This window comes from Mesorhizobium sp. AR10 (assembly GCF_024746795.1).
GTDB lineage: Bacteria > Pseudomonadota > Alphaproteobacteria > Rhizobiales > Rhizobiaceae > Mesorhizobium.
In genome coordinates this window covers 4474038-4490886 of sequence record NZ_CP080524.1, presented here as the reverse complement: position 1 = coordinate 4490886, position 16849 = coordinate 4474038, and the positions used below count along the sequence as shown (strand labels likewise).

Here is a 16849-nt window from a genome sequence, read left to right as displayed (position 1 = left end):
AACACCGCGACAAAGAAAATGGCGGCCGTCCCGCGGACGACCGCCATTTCCGTCATTGGCAGTCGATTTACTTCGCGAGCTTGATCTTGGCCTGCGGCGAAACCTGAGCGGTCTGGCTGCACTTGCCGTAGACGGTGCCGTTGGAGTCGGTAGCGTCCGTATAGGTGCCCTTGCAGTCGAGCTCCAGCACCAGACAGTGGCCGAAGCCCTTACAAACCGCACCACCGCCGGTGGGATGCGTGCCATTGGCGAAAGCCGAACTCGGAACGGAAACCGAGCCGAATGCCGAGACGATGATGGCAGCGGCGAGCGAGATGCGCTTGAGGTTCGAGATGTTGGTCATTTGAGCATTTCCTTCTCTGGATCGAGGATCGCCGGCGTGGCGTCCTTCTGGTTGGGGATCGCCTTCTTGGCGTCCATGCCGACTTGGTGCGGCCCCGAGAGGAAAGGTTCATGGGTCGTTTCAAAATTTTTTGGCCGATAGGCCGCGCAAGACGGCGACCCTCGCCGGCATGTCGCGAATTGCTTCTCAAATATCGTTGGAGCTGTCGCTTCCAGGTCGCGAAAAACGAGCCGCGATGCCTTTTTGCCGATGTACGCTATCGAATGCTGGTTTCGCCATGCCCGCATGGCAAGGCCCATCGGGAAAGCTGGCTTTGGCTGAGACTCCAAGCCAGCCTTCCCGGCAAGTCGGCCTGCTTAGGCCTTCTTGTCCACGATCTTCTTGTGGTGATGATGGTGGTGGTGATGATGGCGGACGTGGTGCCTGTGGTGATGATGATGGCGGTGATGCTTCACATGCAGCGGTGCTGCATCGGCGCTGCTTGCGCCGATGATCGGCATCGAGACAGCCAGGGCAACAGCAAGCCCGAGGGCGGACAGGAGGGACTTCTTCATGACATTGTTTCCTTTTCTGCGCGTTTTGAGAATCACCGGATCGTGCCGGTGACTTGAGCGCCGCGATCGGGACTATCCTCCTGGATTTTTTCGACAGTTTTTCCCGACTGTAGAATTTTGTTTCTGGATTGTGTCTGAAGACCCCGTCACCTCACATCGGCGGAACGATGCCGTTGTTGCCAACGACGACGCGGCCAGCGGTCAGCGTGCCGTCGGTGCCACGCTCGGCGTTGACGAACACTGTCGCACCGGGCTTCAGGTCGGCCGGCGCGGCGGCGGCGAAAGTCACGATTGGCGTCGTTTGCGGAATAGCGATCTGCTTCTTCTGGCCATTGTCATAGGTAAGGGTCACCGTCCGGCCGTCGATGTCGGTCACATCGGCAACGGTGCCGTTGGTCATCCGGCTGTTGGGCTGCAGGTCCCACGGGCGGTCACCTTCGCCGGTGCCTTTCAGTGCAGCCGGAAAGACCACCACTTCCAGCGCGCCGCTGCCGCCATCGGCTTTCGAGACTGAGGCGATGCCAAGGAAGTCGCCCTGCTTGATGTCCTTGGCGGATGCCTTGGCGACACCGGAGATTTTCCACCCCTGTGCCAGCGTGATCGCGTCCGTCGTGCCCTCGCGGGTCTTTACCGTAAGGGTCGATGCGGCAAAGCTGACCACCGTGCCGCGCACGCGCAGAGCGTCGGCCGCTTGCGCCGCGGCCAGACTGGTACCGGCAAGGCTTGAAATCGTGCCAAGCACGACCGCGAATGTCTTCAAATTCATGGTGTCAGATCCTTCTGGAAAAGCTGGCCTGCTAGGGTGGCTGGCCAGCGACACTCGCTTAACGAGCGAGCGGCCCAAAACTGTCGAACAATTCGTCGCGCGGTGCTTCAAAAGAACTTGATCGGGACAAGGTCATGGCAGCAGGCGGGCGTCGTTTACAACACACCATTCCCTGTTGGTTCACGATGCCGTGACGCCTCCTTTGGCTCTTGGCAAATCGTTAACGACCGGGCATTCTCCCGCTTGTCTCAGGCAACATCATGATTTGATCTAACTCTTTCAGCCCACGGAGTTGCCAATGCCCCAAAATGCAAACCGCAAGCCCTTTTCCGAACTGGCGGCAACCGAAGTTGCGCCCGACCATAGCGCCCTCAGGGCCATCCGAGAAACCAGGGGATATAGCATTGAGGAGCTTTCTCTGACGTGCGGTCTGTCGTCCAACGAGATTGCGGACATCGAGAACGGCAAGGATGCTGATCCGTCGAAACTTAGACGCATCGCCTCTGCGCTCCGACTTCCGGAAAGCGCTCTGGTCACTCCAGCCGTGCTGATGCAACCGGCAGAAAATCGATCCGTCTCATAGCAGCGACGACAAGGCGTCTGTACAACAAGGCTCGCCATGGTTTGCCCTGGCGGGCTTTTTTGTGCGCTCCGCGCCGATAGCCGCGGCGATGCACATGGCGGGGAGATACCCCGATAAAGCTTTATCCGCATTTTAACTAATGTAGGTAATCCTTGAAGGTGGCGTTCTACCGACACGCGGGCAGAGTGGAATGACTGACCTTGTTGACGAGGATGAGCTTCTAGAACCCAGCCCGCCCAAACGCTGGCGCGCGATAGCTCTGACGACCATAAGATTCGTCCCAACGGTCGTTTCTATTGGATGCGCTATCATGGCCGGTTATTTCACCTATATGACCGCCAACAAAAAGCCGCCCGCCGATATGGCGACGCTGGCCGTGTCAATAATAAAATCCGACAACGCTTCACCGGAAATGCGAGATTGGGCAGCTGACGTTCTGGGAATACAGACCGATATTCGAATGCCAGCCAAATCCATTCAGCAATGACCGCCGTTCCCTAGCCGACAGCCGGAGTCGACCCCACTGGACATTGAAGACCTAGCATGGGTTGAAAAGTGATTTTGCAGCCGGCACCAGACGGGTTACGTTGCGTCATCAACGAAAGAGGAGAAGACGATGAAAACTTTCCTCGCAATAGCCGCCGCGCTGGGCCTATCCGTAACCACCGCCTCTGCGGAATGCCCCGGGCATTCGAAGGTACAGGCATCGGTCGACACACAGACGAAGACGGCCAGCGTCGAAAAGGCCGACACGTCGACAACGGTAGAAATCAAAAAAGAAGTGCCACCGAAGACCGAATAGCGGCACGACGGGGCTCAAAGGGCGGGGGCGTCCCCCACCGCTTCGCCAAACTCAGCGCCATCTAGGCTAGCCGAGACATTGGGATTCGGCCTCGGCACGGCGACATCAATTTTCAAAGGGCTTTCTTGCGCTCCAGAATTTGAGCGTCGCTGCATGCTGATCGTCCATTGCCGCGCCGAGCCTGAGAGGCATGGGGGTGTGTGACGGAGCTCGAGGTTGAAAATCAAATCAATTGGCGGGTTTGGGAGGCTCTCTGTCGTGGTCCAAAATGGAAGCGATTCTCCTTAGTTTGATCATCGCCTCATCGATCATTCGCCAGGATTGCTGCCCCTCTACCGCGCTTTTGGCGCTCGCCAACTCACCTTTTACGATCTGCATTATCTCCTGTGCGGCTTCCTTTTTGTCCATGCTGGCACTCCTGCGAGTAACAATGGCGGTCTTTGGCGCTATAATGCCATGACCGGGAGCGGGTCGGAAACTTCTGCCTTCCGACAGAAGAACCCATGGAATTGCACCGGTCAGAGATGGGAGGCCGGTCCAACCCAGATCACATCAAGATTGGGTGCCTTTCGTCCCGAAAATGGAAAAAGGCACCATTCGGTGCCTTTGGATAAGAACCAGGGATTTCAAGGTTTGATTGGTCGGAGTGGCCGGATTCGAACCGACGACCCCTTGACCCCCAGTCAAGTGCGCTACCGGGCTGCGCTACACTCCGGACCGGTCGCGATGTATCGTGATAACCCGGTTCGGGTCAACCGAATTCGGCGGCTTTCCTGCCTGATGGAATTGGCCCCGCAGGCGCCGGCAGCGCCGCCGGTCGCAACTGCCGCTGGTGGCGGTATTCGAGCGCGATGGCGCCCCAGATCAGGCCAAGCAGCAGATAGAGGTGGCGCCAGTGATCGATGTCGATGAAGGTGCCGAGCCCGATATTGCCGATGAAGGCGACATAGGCGCACAGAAGATAGGGCTGCCATGGCCGGTCGCGCAGGAGAATGCGGAAGCCGGCTGCTATCGTCCACAAGGTCAGCGCCAGGAAAGAGACGAAGCCGAGCCAGCCATAGTCCATCAGCATCTTCAGCCAGATGTCGTGGGTGTCTTCGCCAAAGATCGTGCCGAAGACCAGCGGGCCGATGCCGAACGGATGTTCCAGCGCCATCTCAAAGCCGATCGCGTAGCGGGCGAAGCGGCCGAGGCGGGCGCTGTCATAGCTCTGTTCCAGCTGGGCGCGGCTGGAAAACATTTCGGACACGCCGGGAAGCTGCAGGATGACGACCATCGCGATGACCAGCAGCGCGATGGCTACAATGGTCATGACAACGACGCGCAGCCGGAATTTGCCGCTGGCGCTTTGCAGGAACAGGGCGCCGGTGAGCAGGATCGCCGAGACGGCGAACATGCCCCAGGCGCCGCGCGAGAAGGAGAAGAAGATGCCGGCGGTGATGATCAGCAGCGGCACCGCCAGCAGCGGCATGCGCGCGATCGACCCCGTCAGCAGGAGATAGAGCAGATAGATGCCGGGTAGCACCAGGAACGGCCCGAACACGTTCGGATCCTGGAAGGCGCCGGCGGCGCGGTCGTATTTGGTGAAGATCTCGGCGCCGGGGAAGGCGTGGAAATAGCCAGCAATGCCGAGCAGCGAGGTCAGCACCGCGGAGACGACATAGGCGAAGAAGATCAGCCGGTATAGGCTGGGCTGGACGGCTGTCACCGAGGCGAAGAACACCGCGGTGAAGGCGAGGAACAGCGAGACGGAGAGATAGAGCGGCGTGCTGGCGAGGTCCGACATCTGCGTCATCGAGATCATGCCACCGATGTTCATCGTCACCAGCAGCACCAGCAGCGGCACCGCCGCGCGCGATATGCGCAGGCCAAACAGCGCCCAAACCGCGATCAGTCCGACCATGTAGAGATCGTAGGGCGCCGGTTCGTCGATGACGAAGCCTGAGAGAAAGACGCCGAGGAAAACCGCGCCTGACGCAATCAGCGCGATCAGCTTGGCGTTGACCGCCGAAGGCGGCAACGTGTTGACCGCGGCCGGTGGCAGCTCGTGGGAAACCGCGCTCAATACGCGTTTTCCGTGTTGAGCAGCCGCATCGGCGTCAGCAGCAGGATCCGCAAGTCGAACAGCAGCGACCAGTTCTCGATGTAATGGAGGTCGAATTCCGTCCGCATCCGGATCTTCTCGTTGGTGTCCATCTCGCCGCGCCAGCCGTTGATCTGCGCCCAGCCGGTAACGCCGGGCTTGACCTTGTGGCGGGCGAAATAGCCGTCGACCACTTCGTTATAGAGCAGGTTGTGCGACTGGGCGGCAATGGCGTGTGGGCGCGGACCGACCAGCGACAGCGAACCCAGCAGCGAGTTGAAGAACTGCGGCAGTTCGTCGATCGAGCTCTTGCGGATGAAGCGGCCGACGCGAGTCACGCGCGGATCGTTCTTGGTCACCGTCTGTTTGGCGGTCGGATCAGCCCGGTCGGTGTACATCGACCGGAACTTGTAGACCTCGACGACCTCGTTGTTGAAGCCGTGCCGCTTCTGGCGAAACAGCACCGGTCCCTTGCTGTCGAGTTTGATGGCGATGGCCGTGGCCAGCATGACTGGTGAGAACAGGACGATGCCGATGATCGAGAAGACGATGTCGAAGGCGCGTTTGGCCACCGAATCCCAGTCGTTGATCGGCTTGTCGAAGATGTCGAGCATCGGCACCGAGCCGATGTAGGAATAGGCGCGCGGGCGGAACTGCAGTGCGTTCGAGTGCGCCGACAGCCGGATATCGACCGGCAGCACCCACAACTTCTTCAACAGCTGCAGGACGCGCGTTTCGGCGGTCAGCGGCAGCGAGACGATCAGCATGTCGATGCGGGCGATGCGGGCGAATTCGATCAATTCGGAAATGTTGCCAAGCTTCGGATAGCCGGCAACGATCGGCGGTGAGCGCTTGTCGTCGCGGTCGTCGAAGATGCCGCAGATACGGATGTCGTTGTAGGGCTGCTTTTCGACCGAGCGGATAAGCATTTCCGCTGCCTTGCCGCCGCCGACGATGACGGCGCGGCGCTCCATGCGCCCGTCGCGCGCCCAGCTCCGGATCAGCTTCGACATCACCAGCCTGAGGCCGAAGATCAGCACGAAGCCGACCACGAACCAGGTGCCGAACAGCAGGCGCGAATAGTCCTCCGATATCTTCAGGGTGAAGGCCGTCAGCGCCATCAAGGCGTAGGTGCCGGCCCAGACCATAAGCATGCGGCCGAAATTGGCGATCGGCCGCAGCAAGGCGACGATCTGATAGCAGTCGCTGACGTCGAGCAGCACCACGGCGACCAACGAGGCGGCGGCAATGGTCAGCGGATATTGCCAGGCCAGATAGGTGAAGAAGCCGACATAGTGGAAATAGAGGCCGAGGCCGGACAGGAACAGCAGCCCGAATTCGACCATGCGCAACACGCCGCTGACCATGATCGGCGACATCGTATCGCGCCGATACTGCGAGGCGACCTGTCGGGCAACGTTGTTCAGGCTGCCGGGCGTGTCGCCTTCGGCAGGACCGTCGAATTTGCGCACCGCATCGGCCGAAAAGCGGCGCGCAGGGTCGATTTCCTTCATTGGAACTTCCCGCGAGCTTGCTTCACGTGAATAGCAAAAGAGAGCTAAGAAAGCCTTGAAGCAACAGGTGGCTTTGGAGCGGTCCCCAGTGGCTGGCGGCCGAGAGCGGCGAAATAGGCCTTCTCGATCTCGGCGGCCATGACGTCGGCGCCGAAGCGCGCCTTGAGGCTGGCGGTATCCGGCATCAGGCTGATGTAAGCGCCGGGGTCGGCCAGCGCCTCGCTCACCTTGTCGCTGAGTTGGCGCGGGTCGGGCCGGATCAGGGCAGGCGAGCCGGCGCCGAAAATTTCCGGTATGCCGCCGACGGCGGTGGCGATCATCGGCCGCCCGGCGGCCAGCGTCTCCAGCACGATATAGGGCATCGCTTCGGCGCGCGAAGGAACGACAACCATGTGCGCCAGTGCAAAGGCCTCGCGCGCCTGCATCGGCGGCAGGAAGCGGACATGGTCGTCGAGCCCCAGCCGCTTCACCTGCGCATGGTAGCGCGGCAGGTCATCGCCGTCGCCGACCATCACCGCGGCGACCGGCCGGCCAAGCCGCATTGCGGCCAGCGCCAGCGCATCGATGAAGATGTCGGGTCCCTTCAGATCGCGCATCATGCCGATATAGAGGAGATCGGCCGCGTCCGGTTGGGTCGCGACCTGCTCGAATTCCGCGGCGCGCAGGCCGTTGTAGACCAGGCTATTGGGTACAGGCGGCTCGCCGACCTTCCTGCGATAGGTTCGTCTCTCATAGTCGGAGACGAACAGCAGGTAGTCGGTGAAGCGTCCCATGAAGCGTTCGAGCGCGAAGAACAGCTTCCCCGTGGTCGTGTTCTCGTCATAGTGGAGAGAGCCGCCATGCGGCGAATAAAGGCGGGCGACGCGAGACCTTGATACCCGCAACAATGAGCCGAACAGGCGGGCATAGGCGCCACCCTTGGCGCCGTGCCCGTGGAGCACGTCCGGCCGCAATTCCTTGATGATTCTGTAAGTGCGCCAGGCCGACGCGAGGTCGCCCGGCCCGACATGCCGCTGCATCGGCGTGCGATGGATGCCGAGCGCCAGGCTGTCCTTCATTTGCGCGAACAGCCGCTCCTCGAATTCGCCGCCGGTGGTCGAATCGCAGACGATGCCGACGGAATGACCGGCGGCGAGCTGCGCCTCGGTGAGGTCGCGCACATGCCGGAATATCCCTCCGACGGGTGAGCGAAAGCAATGGACGATCCTGAGTGTGTCCGCCACGTGGTCTAGAACAGGCGTTCGCGGACGTAGACGGTATCGCCGGGCAGCAGCGGGTCTGACGTGACCACACGCCCGGTCATCACCTTGCCGTTGATGTCGCGGGTGATGTCGACGCTTTCCTGGTTGGCGCGCGGGGTGAAGCCGCCGGCGATGGCGATCGCTTTCTGCACTGTCAGGCCGGGCACGTAGGAATACTGACCGGCAGCACCCACTTCACCCATGACGAAGATCGGCCGGTAGCGGTCGATCTCGACCGACACATCCGGATCGCGCAGATAGCCCTGCCGCAACTTGTCGGCGAGTTCGCCCTCGAGTTGCTGGGCCGTGTGACCGCGTGCCGGCACGGCGCCGACCAGCGGGAAGGAGAGGTAGCCGGACTGGTCGACGCTGTAGGTGTTGGTCAATCCGTCCTGCTCGAACACGGTGACGCGGACGCGGTCGCCGGCGCCGAGCCGGTAGGGCTGGTCGAGCGCTTGATGGAACGCGGCAGGGGTTGGACGGTAGCTGGAGCAGCCGGCAAGCATCGACACGGCAACCAGAGCACGAAACAGGGAAGCAGTGCTTTTCATGACCGGACACGTACCTTCATCGCTCTGGCCGCCTGGACACTGCGCGGCAAACCTTAAGGGAACTGACGTCGTTATCATCCCGTTAGGGTTAATGGCCGGTAAAGGTGCGCGGCCGATGCGGCTCGTTTTCCGGTCTTTGTTTGCCGCCCGTCACCAAACCCTGACGGGTGCTTACCTCGATCTTAACGGCTGAGTTACCATAGTTGTTTACGGTGCAGACTAGACTCAAGTTCCGGAGCAGGAATGCATGTCCGTTCAGTCCGCGGCCGCAGACGTCGATATCGATCTCAGGCAACTCTTCGCAAGTCTTGCGAGGAACTGGCTGCGTATTCTCGTGGTGGCTCTGGCCGTTGCCGGCCTGGCATTCGTGCTCGCCTGGCTTGCCACGCCGCACTACAAGGCCGCGGCCATGCTGAAGATCCAGATGAACGAATCGGCCTTCACCCGACCTGCCGGCACCAATGACGACGACAAGCCTGTCCTCGATGCGGAAGGTGTGGCCACCGAGGTCCAGGTTATTTCCTCTTCCTCCGACATTCTCAATCAGGTGGCCGTGAATCTCAATCTGGCACGGCTCCCCGAGTTCGACGACGCCGTCAACATGTCGCCGTTGAGCCGTTTTCTCGTCATTGCCGGCCTCAAAAGCGATCCCGAAGAGGTTCCGCAGGAAGAGCGCGTGCTGGAGAAGATGCGCGAGAAGCTCAACGTCTACAGCGTTGAAAAAACGCGCGCCATCGCCATCGAATTTTCCTCCGAGGATCCCGAGCTTGCCGCCGTCATCGCCAACGCCATCGCCGCCGCCTACATCGCCTACCAGGGCAAGGCGAAGACCGATTCGAATTCTGCCGCCACCGCCTTTCTGGGGCCGGAAATTACCGAGCTGCAGAAGCAGGTCAGGGATGCCGAGGCCAAGGTCGCCAACTACCGTGCCGAGTCGGGCCTCTTTATGGGCGGCAACAATGCGGTGCTGGCGACGCAACAATTGTCCGAACTGTCGACCGAACTGTCGCGCGTGCGCGCCAACCGCGCTTCGGCGGAAGCAACCGCCGACAGCGTGCGCAGGGCATTGCAGAATGGCGGCTCGCTGGATGCCGTACCGGAGGTGCTGTCTTCCGATCTGATCCAGCGCCTGCGCGAGCGGCAGGTCGAACTGAAGACCAACATTGCCGATCTTTCCACGACACTGCTCGACAACCATCCGCGTATCCGGGCGCTGAAGTCGCAGCTCGCCGATCTCGATGGCCAGATCCGCAACGAGGCGCAAAAGATCATGAAGGGGCTGCTGACGCAGGCGCAGACCGCACAGGCCCGCGAAAACCAGCTCATATCAGACGTCAACACGCTGAAGGCCGCATCGGCGCGCGCCGGCGAAGAGCAGGTCGAACTCGATGCGCTGCAGCGCGAAGCGACCGCCCGGCGCCAGCAACTCGAATCCTACATGACCAGCTTCCGTGAAGCATCCTCGCGCAAGGTTCGTAACTACCTGCCGGTCGATGCCAGTGTGTTTTCCGACGCGCGGAAGCCCTCCGAGCCCTATTTCCCGAAGATCGTCCCGATCGTCAGCGCGGCCTTCGTCGGCTCGCTGCTGCTGATGGCGATCGTGACGCTTCTCCAGGAATTGTTTTCGGGCCGCGCCATGCGCCCGGCCCCCGGCGCCAGCTTCGAGCGCATCGAGCAGGTTGCGATGCCGGCTGCCCAGCAGGAGCCCGCGATTGTCGAGATCGCGGAAGCCGGCGATCATCACGCAGTGGCCGAAGCCGAGGCGGAGCCGCAAGGAGCGGCTGCCGTGGCGGAAACGACCGCCGGGGACGCCGAACCTGTCCGCTCCAGACTCGGCGAGATCGATGTCGAGAAGGCAGCGGAAAAACTGATCGCCAGCGGCGCGGCCCGCGCCATCTTCGTTTCGCCGGAAGGCGACGAGGCGGCCGCCACGGCGGTTCTGGTGGCGCGCGAAGTCTCCGACGCCGGCTTGCGCGTGCTGCTGCTCGATCTCACCGCTTCGGGTGCCGCCTCGCGGCCGATGCTGGACAGCGGGCTTTTCCCGGGCATCACCAATCTGCTCGCCTCCGAAGCGCAGTTCAGCGACGTCATCCATCCCGATCTCTATTCGGACTGCCACGTCATTCCCGTCGGGACAGCCGATCCGGTTCGCGCCATGCGTGCCGCCGACAGGTTGCCGATCATCATGCAGTCGCTGACCACCGCATACGATCTGGTCATCGTCGAATGCGGACCCGCCGACGCGCAAGGCATCAGCCGTCTGGTGGGCGAGGGCACCGAGGTCTTCCTCTCCATGCTGGAGTCGGATGACGAGGTGGCGCAGGCTGCGGTCAAGCTGATCGAGAGCGGCTATCCCGACCTGACGCTGGTGACGCCGATTGGTCACGAGACGCCGGGGAATCCGTGGCCGGGACGGCGGCGGTCGGCGGCCTGAGGTCGCCCTCCGTTCCACTCAGAGGTCATCTCACTTAAAGGTCTCGAAATTCCGACAGCCGTCAGCTGTCGTCGTCGCCAGCGGCGGCGGGCGCCGTCTGTCCGGCGGCCTTGCGGCGCAGCATCTTGGTCAGTTTCCAGATCGTCGGGCTGTTCTTGATGAAGGCCTTCAACCGCGCGCCCTGCTGCAGGACAAGCGCCAGCGCGCGGCCCTTCAGCGTCAAGGGAAACAGCACCTCGAAATGCTGCGTTTCGATATCGCACCACAGCCGCTTGTAGGGTTCGTCGCCGACCGAGAAATCATAGACGGCAAAACCCGTCTCGCAGGCTTCCTGGATATTGTCGAAGAAAAGGAAGTCGCCGGGGCTGGTGTGGCCGAGATCGTCCTCGGCGATCGCGCCGAATTCGCAGATCAGCCGTTTGCCCGACCGACTCGATCCGGTCACCGCGCGAAGCTTGCCGGCGACCTCGAGCCCATGCAGCAGGAAGGATGGGTTTTCCTCTGCAAGCGCTTCAACGAACAGCGCACGGAAGAAGGCGCGCACCTGGCCATCACCGAAGACATTGGCGATACCCATCTTGCGGAAGCGGAATTCCTTCATCTCGAAGAAGGCGTCGAGCAGCCGGTTCACTTCGTCCGGAGTTTTGGCCTCGATGCGACGGTGGCTGCCGACAGCCTCGAACTTGCGCGTCTGCGAGCGATGCTTCTTGCGCTTGCGCTTGCCGCTCGCGCGCGCCAGCAGTGCGTCGAAACCGCCGACGAGGTCGACGGCGAGAGACAGGTTGGGGCTCGGAAAATGCGGGAAGGCCGCGAGCGGATTGGCAACGCCATCCAGATCTGGCAACAGCCGTTCCAGCGCGATGAGGTCGATATCCGGCCGGCTCTTGCGGATGGCCGCCAGCATCGAGCGGATGGCAGAACTGTCCGCCTTGGCCAGCCAGCGCGGATCGGCGGCAGCGAAATTGCCGTTGGCATGGCGGCCGCCCATGAAGCGGGCAACACGAAACGGGCCGCTGCGGACAACTTCGAGCGCCAGCGCAAAAACCGGCCTGCCTTCAGCGCTCAGCGTCGCCACGAGGATGTCAGGCCCGGTCTGTGCGGTCCAGTTCAAGATCCAGGAGGCGCTCTGCGCCGGGGCAAACAGGACTGAGCGGCTGAATTGCGCGTAGGCCGCGAGTGCAGCACGGTCGGCAACCGAGACCGACAGGCCGGTTTGGTCGATCGGAACCGCGCGCGGCGACGCCTCGCTTGCCGCGAGCCGATTGCCGTCAAATGACGCGGTGGCGTCAACCATACCTCAATCCTTAGGGCGTATTCATCGCAATTTAGGGGTTCGCATAGGCGCGTTCGGTGCTTGGATGAGCCTAGGCGTAAAAGGTGAATGAATGATCGACGGGGGCGAGGCAATCCGGAAACTGGCGCTCAACGTCGCCCGCTTTACCGGCCTTGCACCGCTGGCCAAGCCGTTTGTCGGCGGCATCGGCGCCATCCTGATGCTGCACCGGGTGACCGCGACCCCGGAAAAGCCTGACAGCGTCAACCGGCATCTCAACATAGCGCCACAGTTCCTCGACGCCGTGATCGCCGACATGAAGGCGAATGGCTACGCCTTCGTCTCGCTTGACGAGGCGATCGAGCGCATCGAGGCCGGCGGCAAAGGCGGCCAGTTCGCCACTATCACCGCCGATGATGCCTATCGCGACAACATGACCGAGGCGCTGCCGGTGCTGGAAAAGCACGGCGCGCCGATCACCATCTATGTCGCACCGGGGCTGATCAACGGCGCCGCCGATCTGTGGTGGGACGTGGTCGAGGACATCGTCAACGCGCGCGACCGGTTGACGCTGAAGACGCCGGCCGGGCCGGTGACCATCGATTGCTCGACAGCGGGCAAGAAACTTCAGGCCAATGCCCGCCTGCATGCCTATCTGACGCTGGAGGTCCGCGAAGAGGACCAGCCTGCGGTGCTGCGCGAACTGGCGCGCTCGAACGGCATCGAACTCGACGAGCCGCGCCACCGGACACTGATGAATTGGGACGAAATCCGCACCATGGCCGCACATCCCTTGGTGACGATCGGCGCGCATACGGTCAACCATCGCAATCTGAAGCGGCTTTCAGAAGCCGATGCGCGCCACGAGCTCAATGACGTCAGGCGCATATTGCAGGCGGAGTTGGGCGAGGAGCCGCAGCATCTCGCCTATCCCTACGGCTATGCCAGCGCCGTCGGCTGCCGCGAAGTGGGCTATGCCCGCGACGCCGGCTATGCCTCGGCGGTGACGACGCGCCACGGCGTGCTGCGTGCGGAACATTCAGGCTTCCTGCATGCGCTGCCGCGCATTTCGGTCAATGGCCGCTACCAGAGCGTCGCCCATATCCGCACGATGCTGTCGGGGGTGACGACACCGCTGGCCAATGCCGGCAAGATGGTGGTGACCATCTGAGATGGTCGTTACCATTTAGCTTTCGAGCGTTTCAGCCTTTCGGCCGTGGCTCCAGGATCAGCCACTTGATGATGCCCATTGCCGGCAGCACCCAGAGCATGCCGCTCAACAGGAAGAACAGGAAATGCGCCAGAGGTCCCGACTGCGACAACTGGGCGACCGCCACGATCGACGCGACCAGCGCGTAGATGATGACCAGCGCAACCAGCAGGAAGGTTCCGATCAGCTTTTTCAGGCGAATGGGCATTGTCTGGTCTCTTTCAAGCGCATCGAATAAGCCTTGAAACGATGACGCGCAACCCGCCAGAAGCGGCGCGACGGCGTGCCGCGCTGTCCGGTCTTGCCAGCAGGACTGCGATGGTTCACCAATCCGCGACGTCAACCGGCCGGAACAAGACCATGGCTGCCATGTCAGATGCCGCGCCTCATGTGGCCCGCGACCGCGACCTGCGCAACCGGGCGCTGTTGCGCGGCTGGCTCTATGTCGTGCTCCTGGTGCTGGTTGCGCTGGTGCTGGTCGGCGGTGCCACCCGGCTCACCGGTTCCGGCCTGTCGATCACTGAGTGGAAGCCGATCCACGGGGTCATCCCTCCGCTCAACGACGCCGAATGGCAGGAGGAGTTCCAGCGTTACCAGCAGATCCCGCAGTACGCTGAGCTCAACAAGGGCATGAGCATCGAGGCGTTCAAGTCGATCTTCTGGTGGGAATGGGCGCACCGCATCCTGGCGCGCAGTGTTGGCCTGGTCTTTGCTCTGCCGCTGCTGTTTTTCTGGGCGACGCGCCGCATCGAGCGCGGCCTTGGGCCGAAGCTTCTGGGCATCCTTCTGCTCGGCGGCTTGCAGGGCGCCATCGGCTGGTGGATGGTGGCGTCCGGCCTGGTCGACCGGGTCTCGGTCAGCCAGTATCGGTTGGCCACGCACCTGACACTTGCCGCACTCATCTTCACCGCGACCATGGTCGTCGCGCGCGGGCTGGCCCCGCATTCCGAGCCTGCTGCCGACCGCTCGACGCAACGCCTGGCCGGTTTTCTGGTGTTGCTGGCGCTGATCCAGATCTATCTTGGCGGTCTGGTCGCCGGGCTCCATGCAGGCTTGAGCTACAACACCTGGCCATTGATGGACGGCAAGCTGATCCCCGACGATTTGTTGTTGCTTGAGCCGGTATGGCGCAACTTCTTCGAGAATCCGAAGACGGTGCAGTTCGTCCACCGGCTTGGTGCCTACGCGGTTTTCGCAGTGGCGCTATGGCACATGGTCGCGACGCGTTGGCGCCTATCGGGCACAACGCATGCCCGCCGCGCAACGCTGTTGTTCGCCTTGGTGGTGATCCAGGCTTCGATCGGCATTGGCACGCTGTTGATGCAAGTGCCGTTGCACATGGCGCTGACGCACCAGGCGTTCGCACTTGTCCTGCTGGGTTTTGCCGCCGCGCATTGGCGTGGCACCAAGGGCGCCTATCCGCTGCCCCATGAGATAGCGGTCAGAAGCTGACGCGCCGGGTCCCGGACGCTCCGGACCGGCCTGTCGTCAAATGCCGGCGCGTCCATCAAAGACCGAGCATCAGATCCATGTTCTGCACAGCGGCGCCCGAGGCGCCCTTGCCGAGATTGTCGTAGACGGCGAGCAGCAGCGCCTGCGCCCTGTCGTCATTGGCGAAGACATAGACCTTCATGCGGTTGGTGCCGTTGTAGACTTCCGGATCGATCTCCGGCATGCGCTCAAGATGCGCATAGGGCGCCAGCTCGACCACGCCGCCATCGATGGCAGCGAAATGGTCGGCGATGACAGAATGAAGTTCGGCGCCGGTCGGCACATGGTCGAGACCGCCAAGCTGCAGCGGCACCACCGTGATCATGCCTTGCGCGAAATTGCCGACCGCCGGCTGCATGATCGGGTCATGCGAAAGTTTCGCGTAAGTCCTGAGTTCAGGCACATGCTTATGCTGCAGGGTCAGCCCGTAGGGCAGGAATTCCGACGCGTCCTCGCCCTTGGCGACATACTCCTCGATCATCGGCCGGCCGCCGCCCGAATAGCCCGAAATGCCGTTGACCGTGATCGGAAAATCCGGAGGCAGCAGCCCTGCGGCGACCAGCGGCCGCAGCGTCGCGATCGGCCCTTGCGGCCAGCAGCCGGGATTGGCAACGCGCTTCGCCCTGGCGATCTTTTTCGCCTGATCCTTGTCCATCTCGGCAAAACCGTATTCCCAGCCTTCGGCCACGCGATGCGCCGTGGACGCATCGATAACCTTGGTGGTGTCGTTGGTGATCAGTGAGACGCTTTCCTTGGCGGCCGCGTCCGGCAGGCACAGGATCGCGACATCGGCGGCATTGAGGAATTCGGCGCGCGCCGCCGGTTCCTTGCGGCGCTCGGTCGGAATCGAAATGATCTCCAGGTCGCCGCGTTCGGCCAGCAGCGCCCTGATCTGCAGACCAGTGGTGCCGTGCTCGCCATCGATGAAGATTTTCGGTTTCATTGCCTGTCCAAATTCCCTGCTATTTCAAAGCTATATGCCGCTTGCGTTATTCACTGCAACATGATTGCCGTTGTTCATCTCGCCGAGCCGGGCCTTTCGCTCCGCCAGCAGCCCGAGATACTGCATGGCCACCATCGAACCGGCGATCGCCGTTATATCGGCATGGTCATAGGCCGGCGCAACCTCGACGACATCGGCGCCGACAATGTCGACCTGACCGAGCTGGCGCAGTGTCGACAGGATCTTCGCCGAAGACGGGCCGCCGGCGACCGGCGTACCGGTGCCCGGCGCGAAGGCCGGATCAAGGCAGTCGATGTCGAAGGTGAGGTAGGTCTTCTTGCCACCGGTGCGATCGACGATGGCATAGGCGATGTCGGACGCCCGCATCTCCTCGATTTCGTGGCCGTAGAGGATCTTGATGCCGAACGTATCCGGCGCATGGGTGCGGATGCCGATCTGGATCGAACGGTCGGGGTCGATAATGCCCTCGTTGACGGCGCGGCCGACGAACGAACCATGGTCGATGCGCTTGCCGTCGTCCGGCCAGGTGTCCTGATGGGCGTCGAACTGCACCAGCGCCAGCGGTCCATGGATGGCGGCATGCGCCTTGAGCAGCGGCCAGGTGACGAAATGGTCGCCGCCCAGCGACAGCAGGAAGGCGCCCGACTTCAGGATTTTTGCCGCCTCGCGTTCGATGGTCCCCGGTGTCTTCTGATGGTTGCCGCTGTCGAGCAGGCAATCGCCATAGTCGACCACCGCGAGATGTTCGAACAGATCGCGCGAAAACGGATATTGCGGGTCGTTGTCGAGGATGGTCGAAGCGCGGCGGATCGCCTGCGGCCCGAAGCGTGCGCCCGGCCGGTTGGTGACGGCTGCGTCGAAGGGAATGCCCCACACCACGGCGTCCGCGCCCTTCACGTCCTTCGTGTATTTGCGCCGCATGAACGACAGCGCGCCGGCATAGGTCGGCTCGAAGGACGCGCCCGTTTTGGAACGGGCGGTGAAGGCGTGGTCGATATTTTGGTTCGCCATTACGGATCCTCGTTTTTCATCGGGGTGCA

General features: G+C 62.2%; 18 protein-coding genes and 1 tRNA gene. 7 read left to right on the top strand and 12 right to left on the bottom strand.

All coding sequences use genetic code 11. The annotated features are described in order from the left end of the window. Positions 1 to 67: 67 nt before the first annotated feature. Positions 68 to 343, bottom strand: a complete 276-nt coding sequence (locus LHFGNBLO_RS25370; RefSeq protein WP_258602039.1) for a hypothetical protein — start codon at positions 341 to 343, stop codon at positions 68 to 70. A 110-nt stretch (positions 344 to 453) separates the two neighbouring features. Between LHFGNBLO_RS25370 and LHFGNBLO_RS25365 the strand changes: the two genes are divergently transcribed. Further along, complete coding sequence (locus LHFGNBLO_RS25365; RefSeq protein WP_258602038.1) at positions 454 to 954, top strand: hypothetical protein; 501 nt, start codon at positions 454 to 456, stop codon at positions 952 to 954. Between the two features lie 94 nt (positions 955 to 1048). Here the strand turns inward: LHFGNBLO_RS25365 and LHFGNBLO_RS25360 are convergent, their stop codons facing one another. After that, on the bottom strand, positions 1049 to 1663 hold the full coding sequence (locus LHFGNBLO_RS25360) for a hypothetical protein (RefSeq protein WP_258602037.1): 615 nt from the start codon (positions 1661 to 1663) through the stop codon (positions 1049 to 1051). Between the two features lie 298 nt (positions 1664 to 1961). Here LHFGNBLO_RS25360 and LHFGNBLO_RS25355 point away from each other — a divergent pair, with 298 nt between their 5' ends. From LHFGNBLO_RS25355 to LHFGNBLO_RS25345, 3 genes are all read left to right on the top strand, one after another. Further along, positions 1962 to 2246, top strand: coding sequence for a helix-turn-helix domain-containing protein (locus LHFGNBLO_RS25355; RefSeq protein WP_258602036.1), 285 nt, complete (start codon positions 1962 to 1964; stop codon positions 2244 to 2246). A 190-nt stretch (positions 2247 to 2436) separates the two neighbouring features. After that, positions 2437 to 2733 carry a hypothetical protein gene (locus LHFGNBLO_RS25350; RefSeq protein ID WP_258602035.1) on the top strand — a complete coding sequence of 99 codons (297 nt, stop codon included), beginning with the start codon at positions 2437 to 2439 and terminating at the stop codon, positions 2731 to 2733. A 129-nt stretch (positions 2734 to 2862) separates the two neighbouring features. Beyond that, entirely contained in the window at positions 2863 to 3048 is a 186-nt protein-coding gene (locus LHFGNBLO_RS25345) for a hypothetical protein (protein WP_258602034.1), read from the top strand. Between the two features lie 228 nt (positions 3049 to 3276). Here the strand turns inward: LHFGNBLO_RS25345 and LHFGNBLO_RS25340 are convergent, their stop codons facing one another. The 6 genes from LHFGNBLO_RS25340 to LHFGNBLO_RS25315 form a co-directional block, all read right to left on the bottom strand. Beyond that, positions 3277 to 3456, bottom strand: a complete 180-nt coding sequence (locus LHFGNBLO_RS25340; RefSeq protein WP_258602033.1) for a hypothetical protein — start codon at positions 3454 to 3456, stop codon at positions 3277 to 3279. Between the two features lie 230 nt (positions 3457 to 3686). Then, a tRNA-Pro gene (locus tag LHFGNBLO_RS25335) sits at positions 3687 to 3763 on the bottom strand. 36 nt (positions 3764 to 3799) lie between these two features. Beyond that, a complete protein-coding gene (locus tag LHFGNBLO_RS25330; protein ID WP_258602032.1) occupies positions 3800 to 5113 on the bottom strand; it encodes an O-antigen ligase family protein in 1314 nt (437 codons plus the stop codon). Further along, positions 5110 to 6645 (bottom strand): undecaprenyl-phosphate glucose phosphotransferase, encoded by a 1536-nt coding sequence (locus tag LHFGNBLO_RS25325; protein WP_258602031.1) that lies wholly within the window; start codon positions 6643 to 6645, stop codon positions 5110 to 5112. The genes LHFGNBLO_RS25330 and LHFGNBLO_RS25325 overlap by 4 nt, the downstream gene beginning before the upstream one ends. A gap of 44 nt (positions 6646 to 6689) precedes the next feature. After that, positions 6690 to 7868 carry a glycosyltransferase family 4 protein gene (locus LHFGNBLO_RS25320; protein WP_258602030.1) on the bottom strand — a complete coding sequence of 393 codons (1179 nt, stop codon included), beginning with the start codon at positions 7866 to 7868 and terminating at the stop codon, positions 6690 to 6692. 5 nt (positions 7869 to 7873) lie between these two features. Then, a complete protein-coding gene (locus LHFGNBLO_RS25315; RefSeq protein ID WP_258602029.1) occupies positions 7874 to 8437 on the bottom strand; it encodes a polysaccharide biosynthesis/export family protein in 564 nt (187 codons plus the stop codon). Between the two features lie 247 nt (positions 8438 to 8684). On the opposite strand from LHFGNBLO_RS25315, the gene LHFGNBLO_RS25310 reads away from it, so the two are divergent. Then, positions 8685 to 10871: a GumC family protein gene (locus LHFGNBLO_RS25310; protein WP_258602028.1), complete on the top strand. Its 2187-nt coding sequence runs from the start codon at positions 8685 to 8687 to the stop codon at positions 10869 to 10871. A gap of 61 nt (positions 10872 to 10932) precedes the next feature. On the opposite strand, the gene LHFGNBLO_RS25305 is transcribed toward LHFGNBLO_RS25310, so the two are convergent. Beyond that, positions 10933 to 12165, bottom strand: a complete 1233-nt coding sequence (locus tag LHFGNBLO_RS25305; RefSeq protein WP_258602027.1) for a GNAT family N-acetyltransferase — start codon at positions 12163 to 12165, stop codon at positions 10933 to 10935. 91 nt (positions 12166 to 12256) lie between these two features. Here LHFGNBLO_RS25305 and LHFGNBLO_RS25300 point away from each other — a divergent pair, with 91 nt between their 5' ends. Beyond that, positions 12257 to 13315 carry a polysaccharide deacetylase family protein gene (locus LHFGNBLO_RS25300; RefSeq protein ID WP_258602026.1) on the top strand — a complete coding sequence of 353 codons (1059 nt, stop codon included), beginning with the start codon at positions 12257 to 12259 and terminating at the stop codon, positions 13313 to 13315. A 31-nt stretch (positions 13316 to 13346) separates the two neighbouring features. On the opposite strand, the gene LHFGNBLO_RS25295 is transcribed toward LHFGNBLO_RS25300, so the two are convergent. After that, positions 13347 to 13562, bottom strand: a complete 216-nt coding sequence (locus LHFGNBLO_RS25295) for a DUF2842 domain-containing protein (RefSeq protein WP_258602025.1) — start codon at positions 13560 to 13562, stop codon at positions 13347 to 13349. A gap of 152 nt (positions 13563 to 13714) precedes the next feature. Between LHFGNBLO_RS25295 and LHFGNBLO_RS25290 the strand changes: the two genes are divergently transcribed. Beyond that, positions 13715 to 14806, top strand: a complete 1092-nt coding sequence (locus LHFGNBLO_RS25290; protein WP_258602024.1) for a COX15/CtaA family protein — start codon at positions 13715 to 13717, stop codon at positions 14804 to 14806. Between the two features lie 55 nt (positions 14807 to 14861). Here the strand turns inward: LHFGNBLO_RS25290 and argC are convergent, their stop codons facing one another. Next, positions 14862 to 15788, bottom strand: coding sequence for an N-acetyl-gamma-glutamyl-phosphate reductase (argC, locus tag LHFGNBLO_RS25285; RefSeq protein ID WP_258602023.1), 927 nt, complete (start codon positions 15786 to 15788; stop codon positions 14862 to 14864). A 30-nt stretch (positions 15789 to 15818) separates the two neighbouring features. After that, positions 15819 to 16820: an agmatinase gene (gene speB / locus LHFGNBLO_RS25280; protein WP_258602022.1), complete on the bottom strand. Its 1002-nt coding sequence runs from the start codon at positions 16818 to 16820 to the stop codon at positions 15819 to 15821. Between the last annotated feature and the right edge of the window lie 29 nt (positions 16821 to 16849).

What these genes read in the sequence shown, in the direction of transcription:
- LHFGNBLO_RS25370 (WP_258602039.1), bottom strand. Translation starts at nt 343, where the DNA reads ATGACCAACATCTCGAACCTCAAGCGCATCTCGCTCGCCGCTGCCATC.
- LHFGNBLO_RS25365 (WP_258602038.1), top strand. Translation starts at nt 454, where the DNA reads ATGGGTCGTTTCAAAATTTTTTGGCCGATAGGCCGCGCAAGACGGCGA.
- LHFGNBLO_RS25360 (WP_258602037.1), bottom strand. Translation starts at nt 1,663, where the DNA reads ATGAATTTGAAGACATTCGCGGTCGTGCTTGGCACGATTTCAAGCCTT.
- LHFGNBLO_RS25355 (WP_258602036.1), top strand. Translation starts at nt 1,962, where the DNA reads ATGCCCCAAAATGCAAACCGCAAGCCCTTTTCCGAACTGGCGGCAACC.
- LHFGNBLO_RS25350 (WP_258602035.1), top strand. Translation starts at nt 2,437, where the DNA reads ATGACTGACCTTGTTGACGAGGATGAGCTTCTAGAACCCAGCCCGCCC.
- LHFGNBLO_RS25345 (WP_258602034.1), top strand. Translation starts at nt 2,863, where the DNA reads ATGAAAACTTTCCTCGCAATAGCCGCCGCGCTGGGCCTATCCGTAACC.
- LHFGNBLO_RS25340 (WP_258602033.1), bottom strand. Translation starts at nt 3,456, where the DNA reads ATGGACAAAAAGGAAGCCGCACAGGAGATAATGCAGATCGTAAAAGGT.
- LHFGNBLO_RS25325 (WP_258602031.1), bottom strand. Translation starts at nt 6,645, where the DNA reads ATGAAGGAAATCGACCCTGCGCGCCGCTTTTCGGCCGATGCGGTGCGC.
- LHFGNBLO_RS25315 (WP_258602029.1), bottom strand. Translation starts at nt 8,437, where the DNA reads ATGAAAAGCACTGCTTCCCTGTTTCGTGCTCTGGTTGCCGTGTCGATG.
- LHFGNBLO_RS25310 (WP_258602028.1), top strand. Translation starts at nt 8,685, where the DNA reads ATGTCCGTTCAGTCCGCGGCCGCAGACGTCGATATCGATCTCAGGCAA.
- LHFGNBLO_RS25305 (WP_258602027.1), bottom strand. Translation starts at nt 12,165, where the DNA reads ATGGTTGACGCCACCGCGTCATTTGACGGCAATCGGCTCGCGGCAAGC.
- LHFGNBLO_RS25300 (WP_258602026.1), top strand. Translation starts at nt 12,257, where the DNA reads ATGATCGACGGGGGCGAGGCAATCCGGAAACTGGCGCTCAACGTCGCC.
- LHFGNBLO_RS25295 (WP_258602025.1), bottom strand. Translation starts at nt 13,562, where the DNA reads ATGCCCATTCGCCTGAAAAAGCTGATCGGAACCTTCCTGCTGGTTGCG.
- LHFGNBLO_RS25290 (WP_258602024.1), top strand. Translation starts at nt 13,715, where the DNA reads ATGGCTGCCATGTCAGATGCCGCGCCTCATGTGGCCCGCGACCGCGAC.
- argC (WP_258602023.1), bottom strand. Translation starts at nt 15,788, where the DNA reads ATGAAACCGAAAATCTTCATCGATGGCGAGCACGGCACCACTGGTCTG.
- speB (WP_258602022.1), bottom strand. Translation starts at nt 16,820, where the DNA reads ATGGCGAACCAAAATATCGACCACGCCTTCACCGCCCGTTCCAAAACG.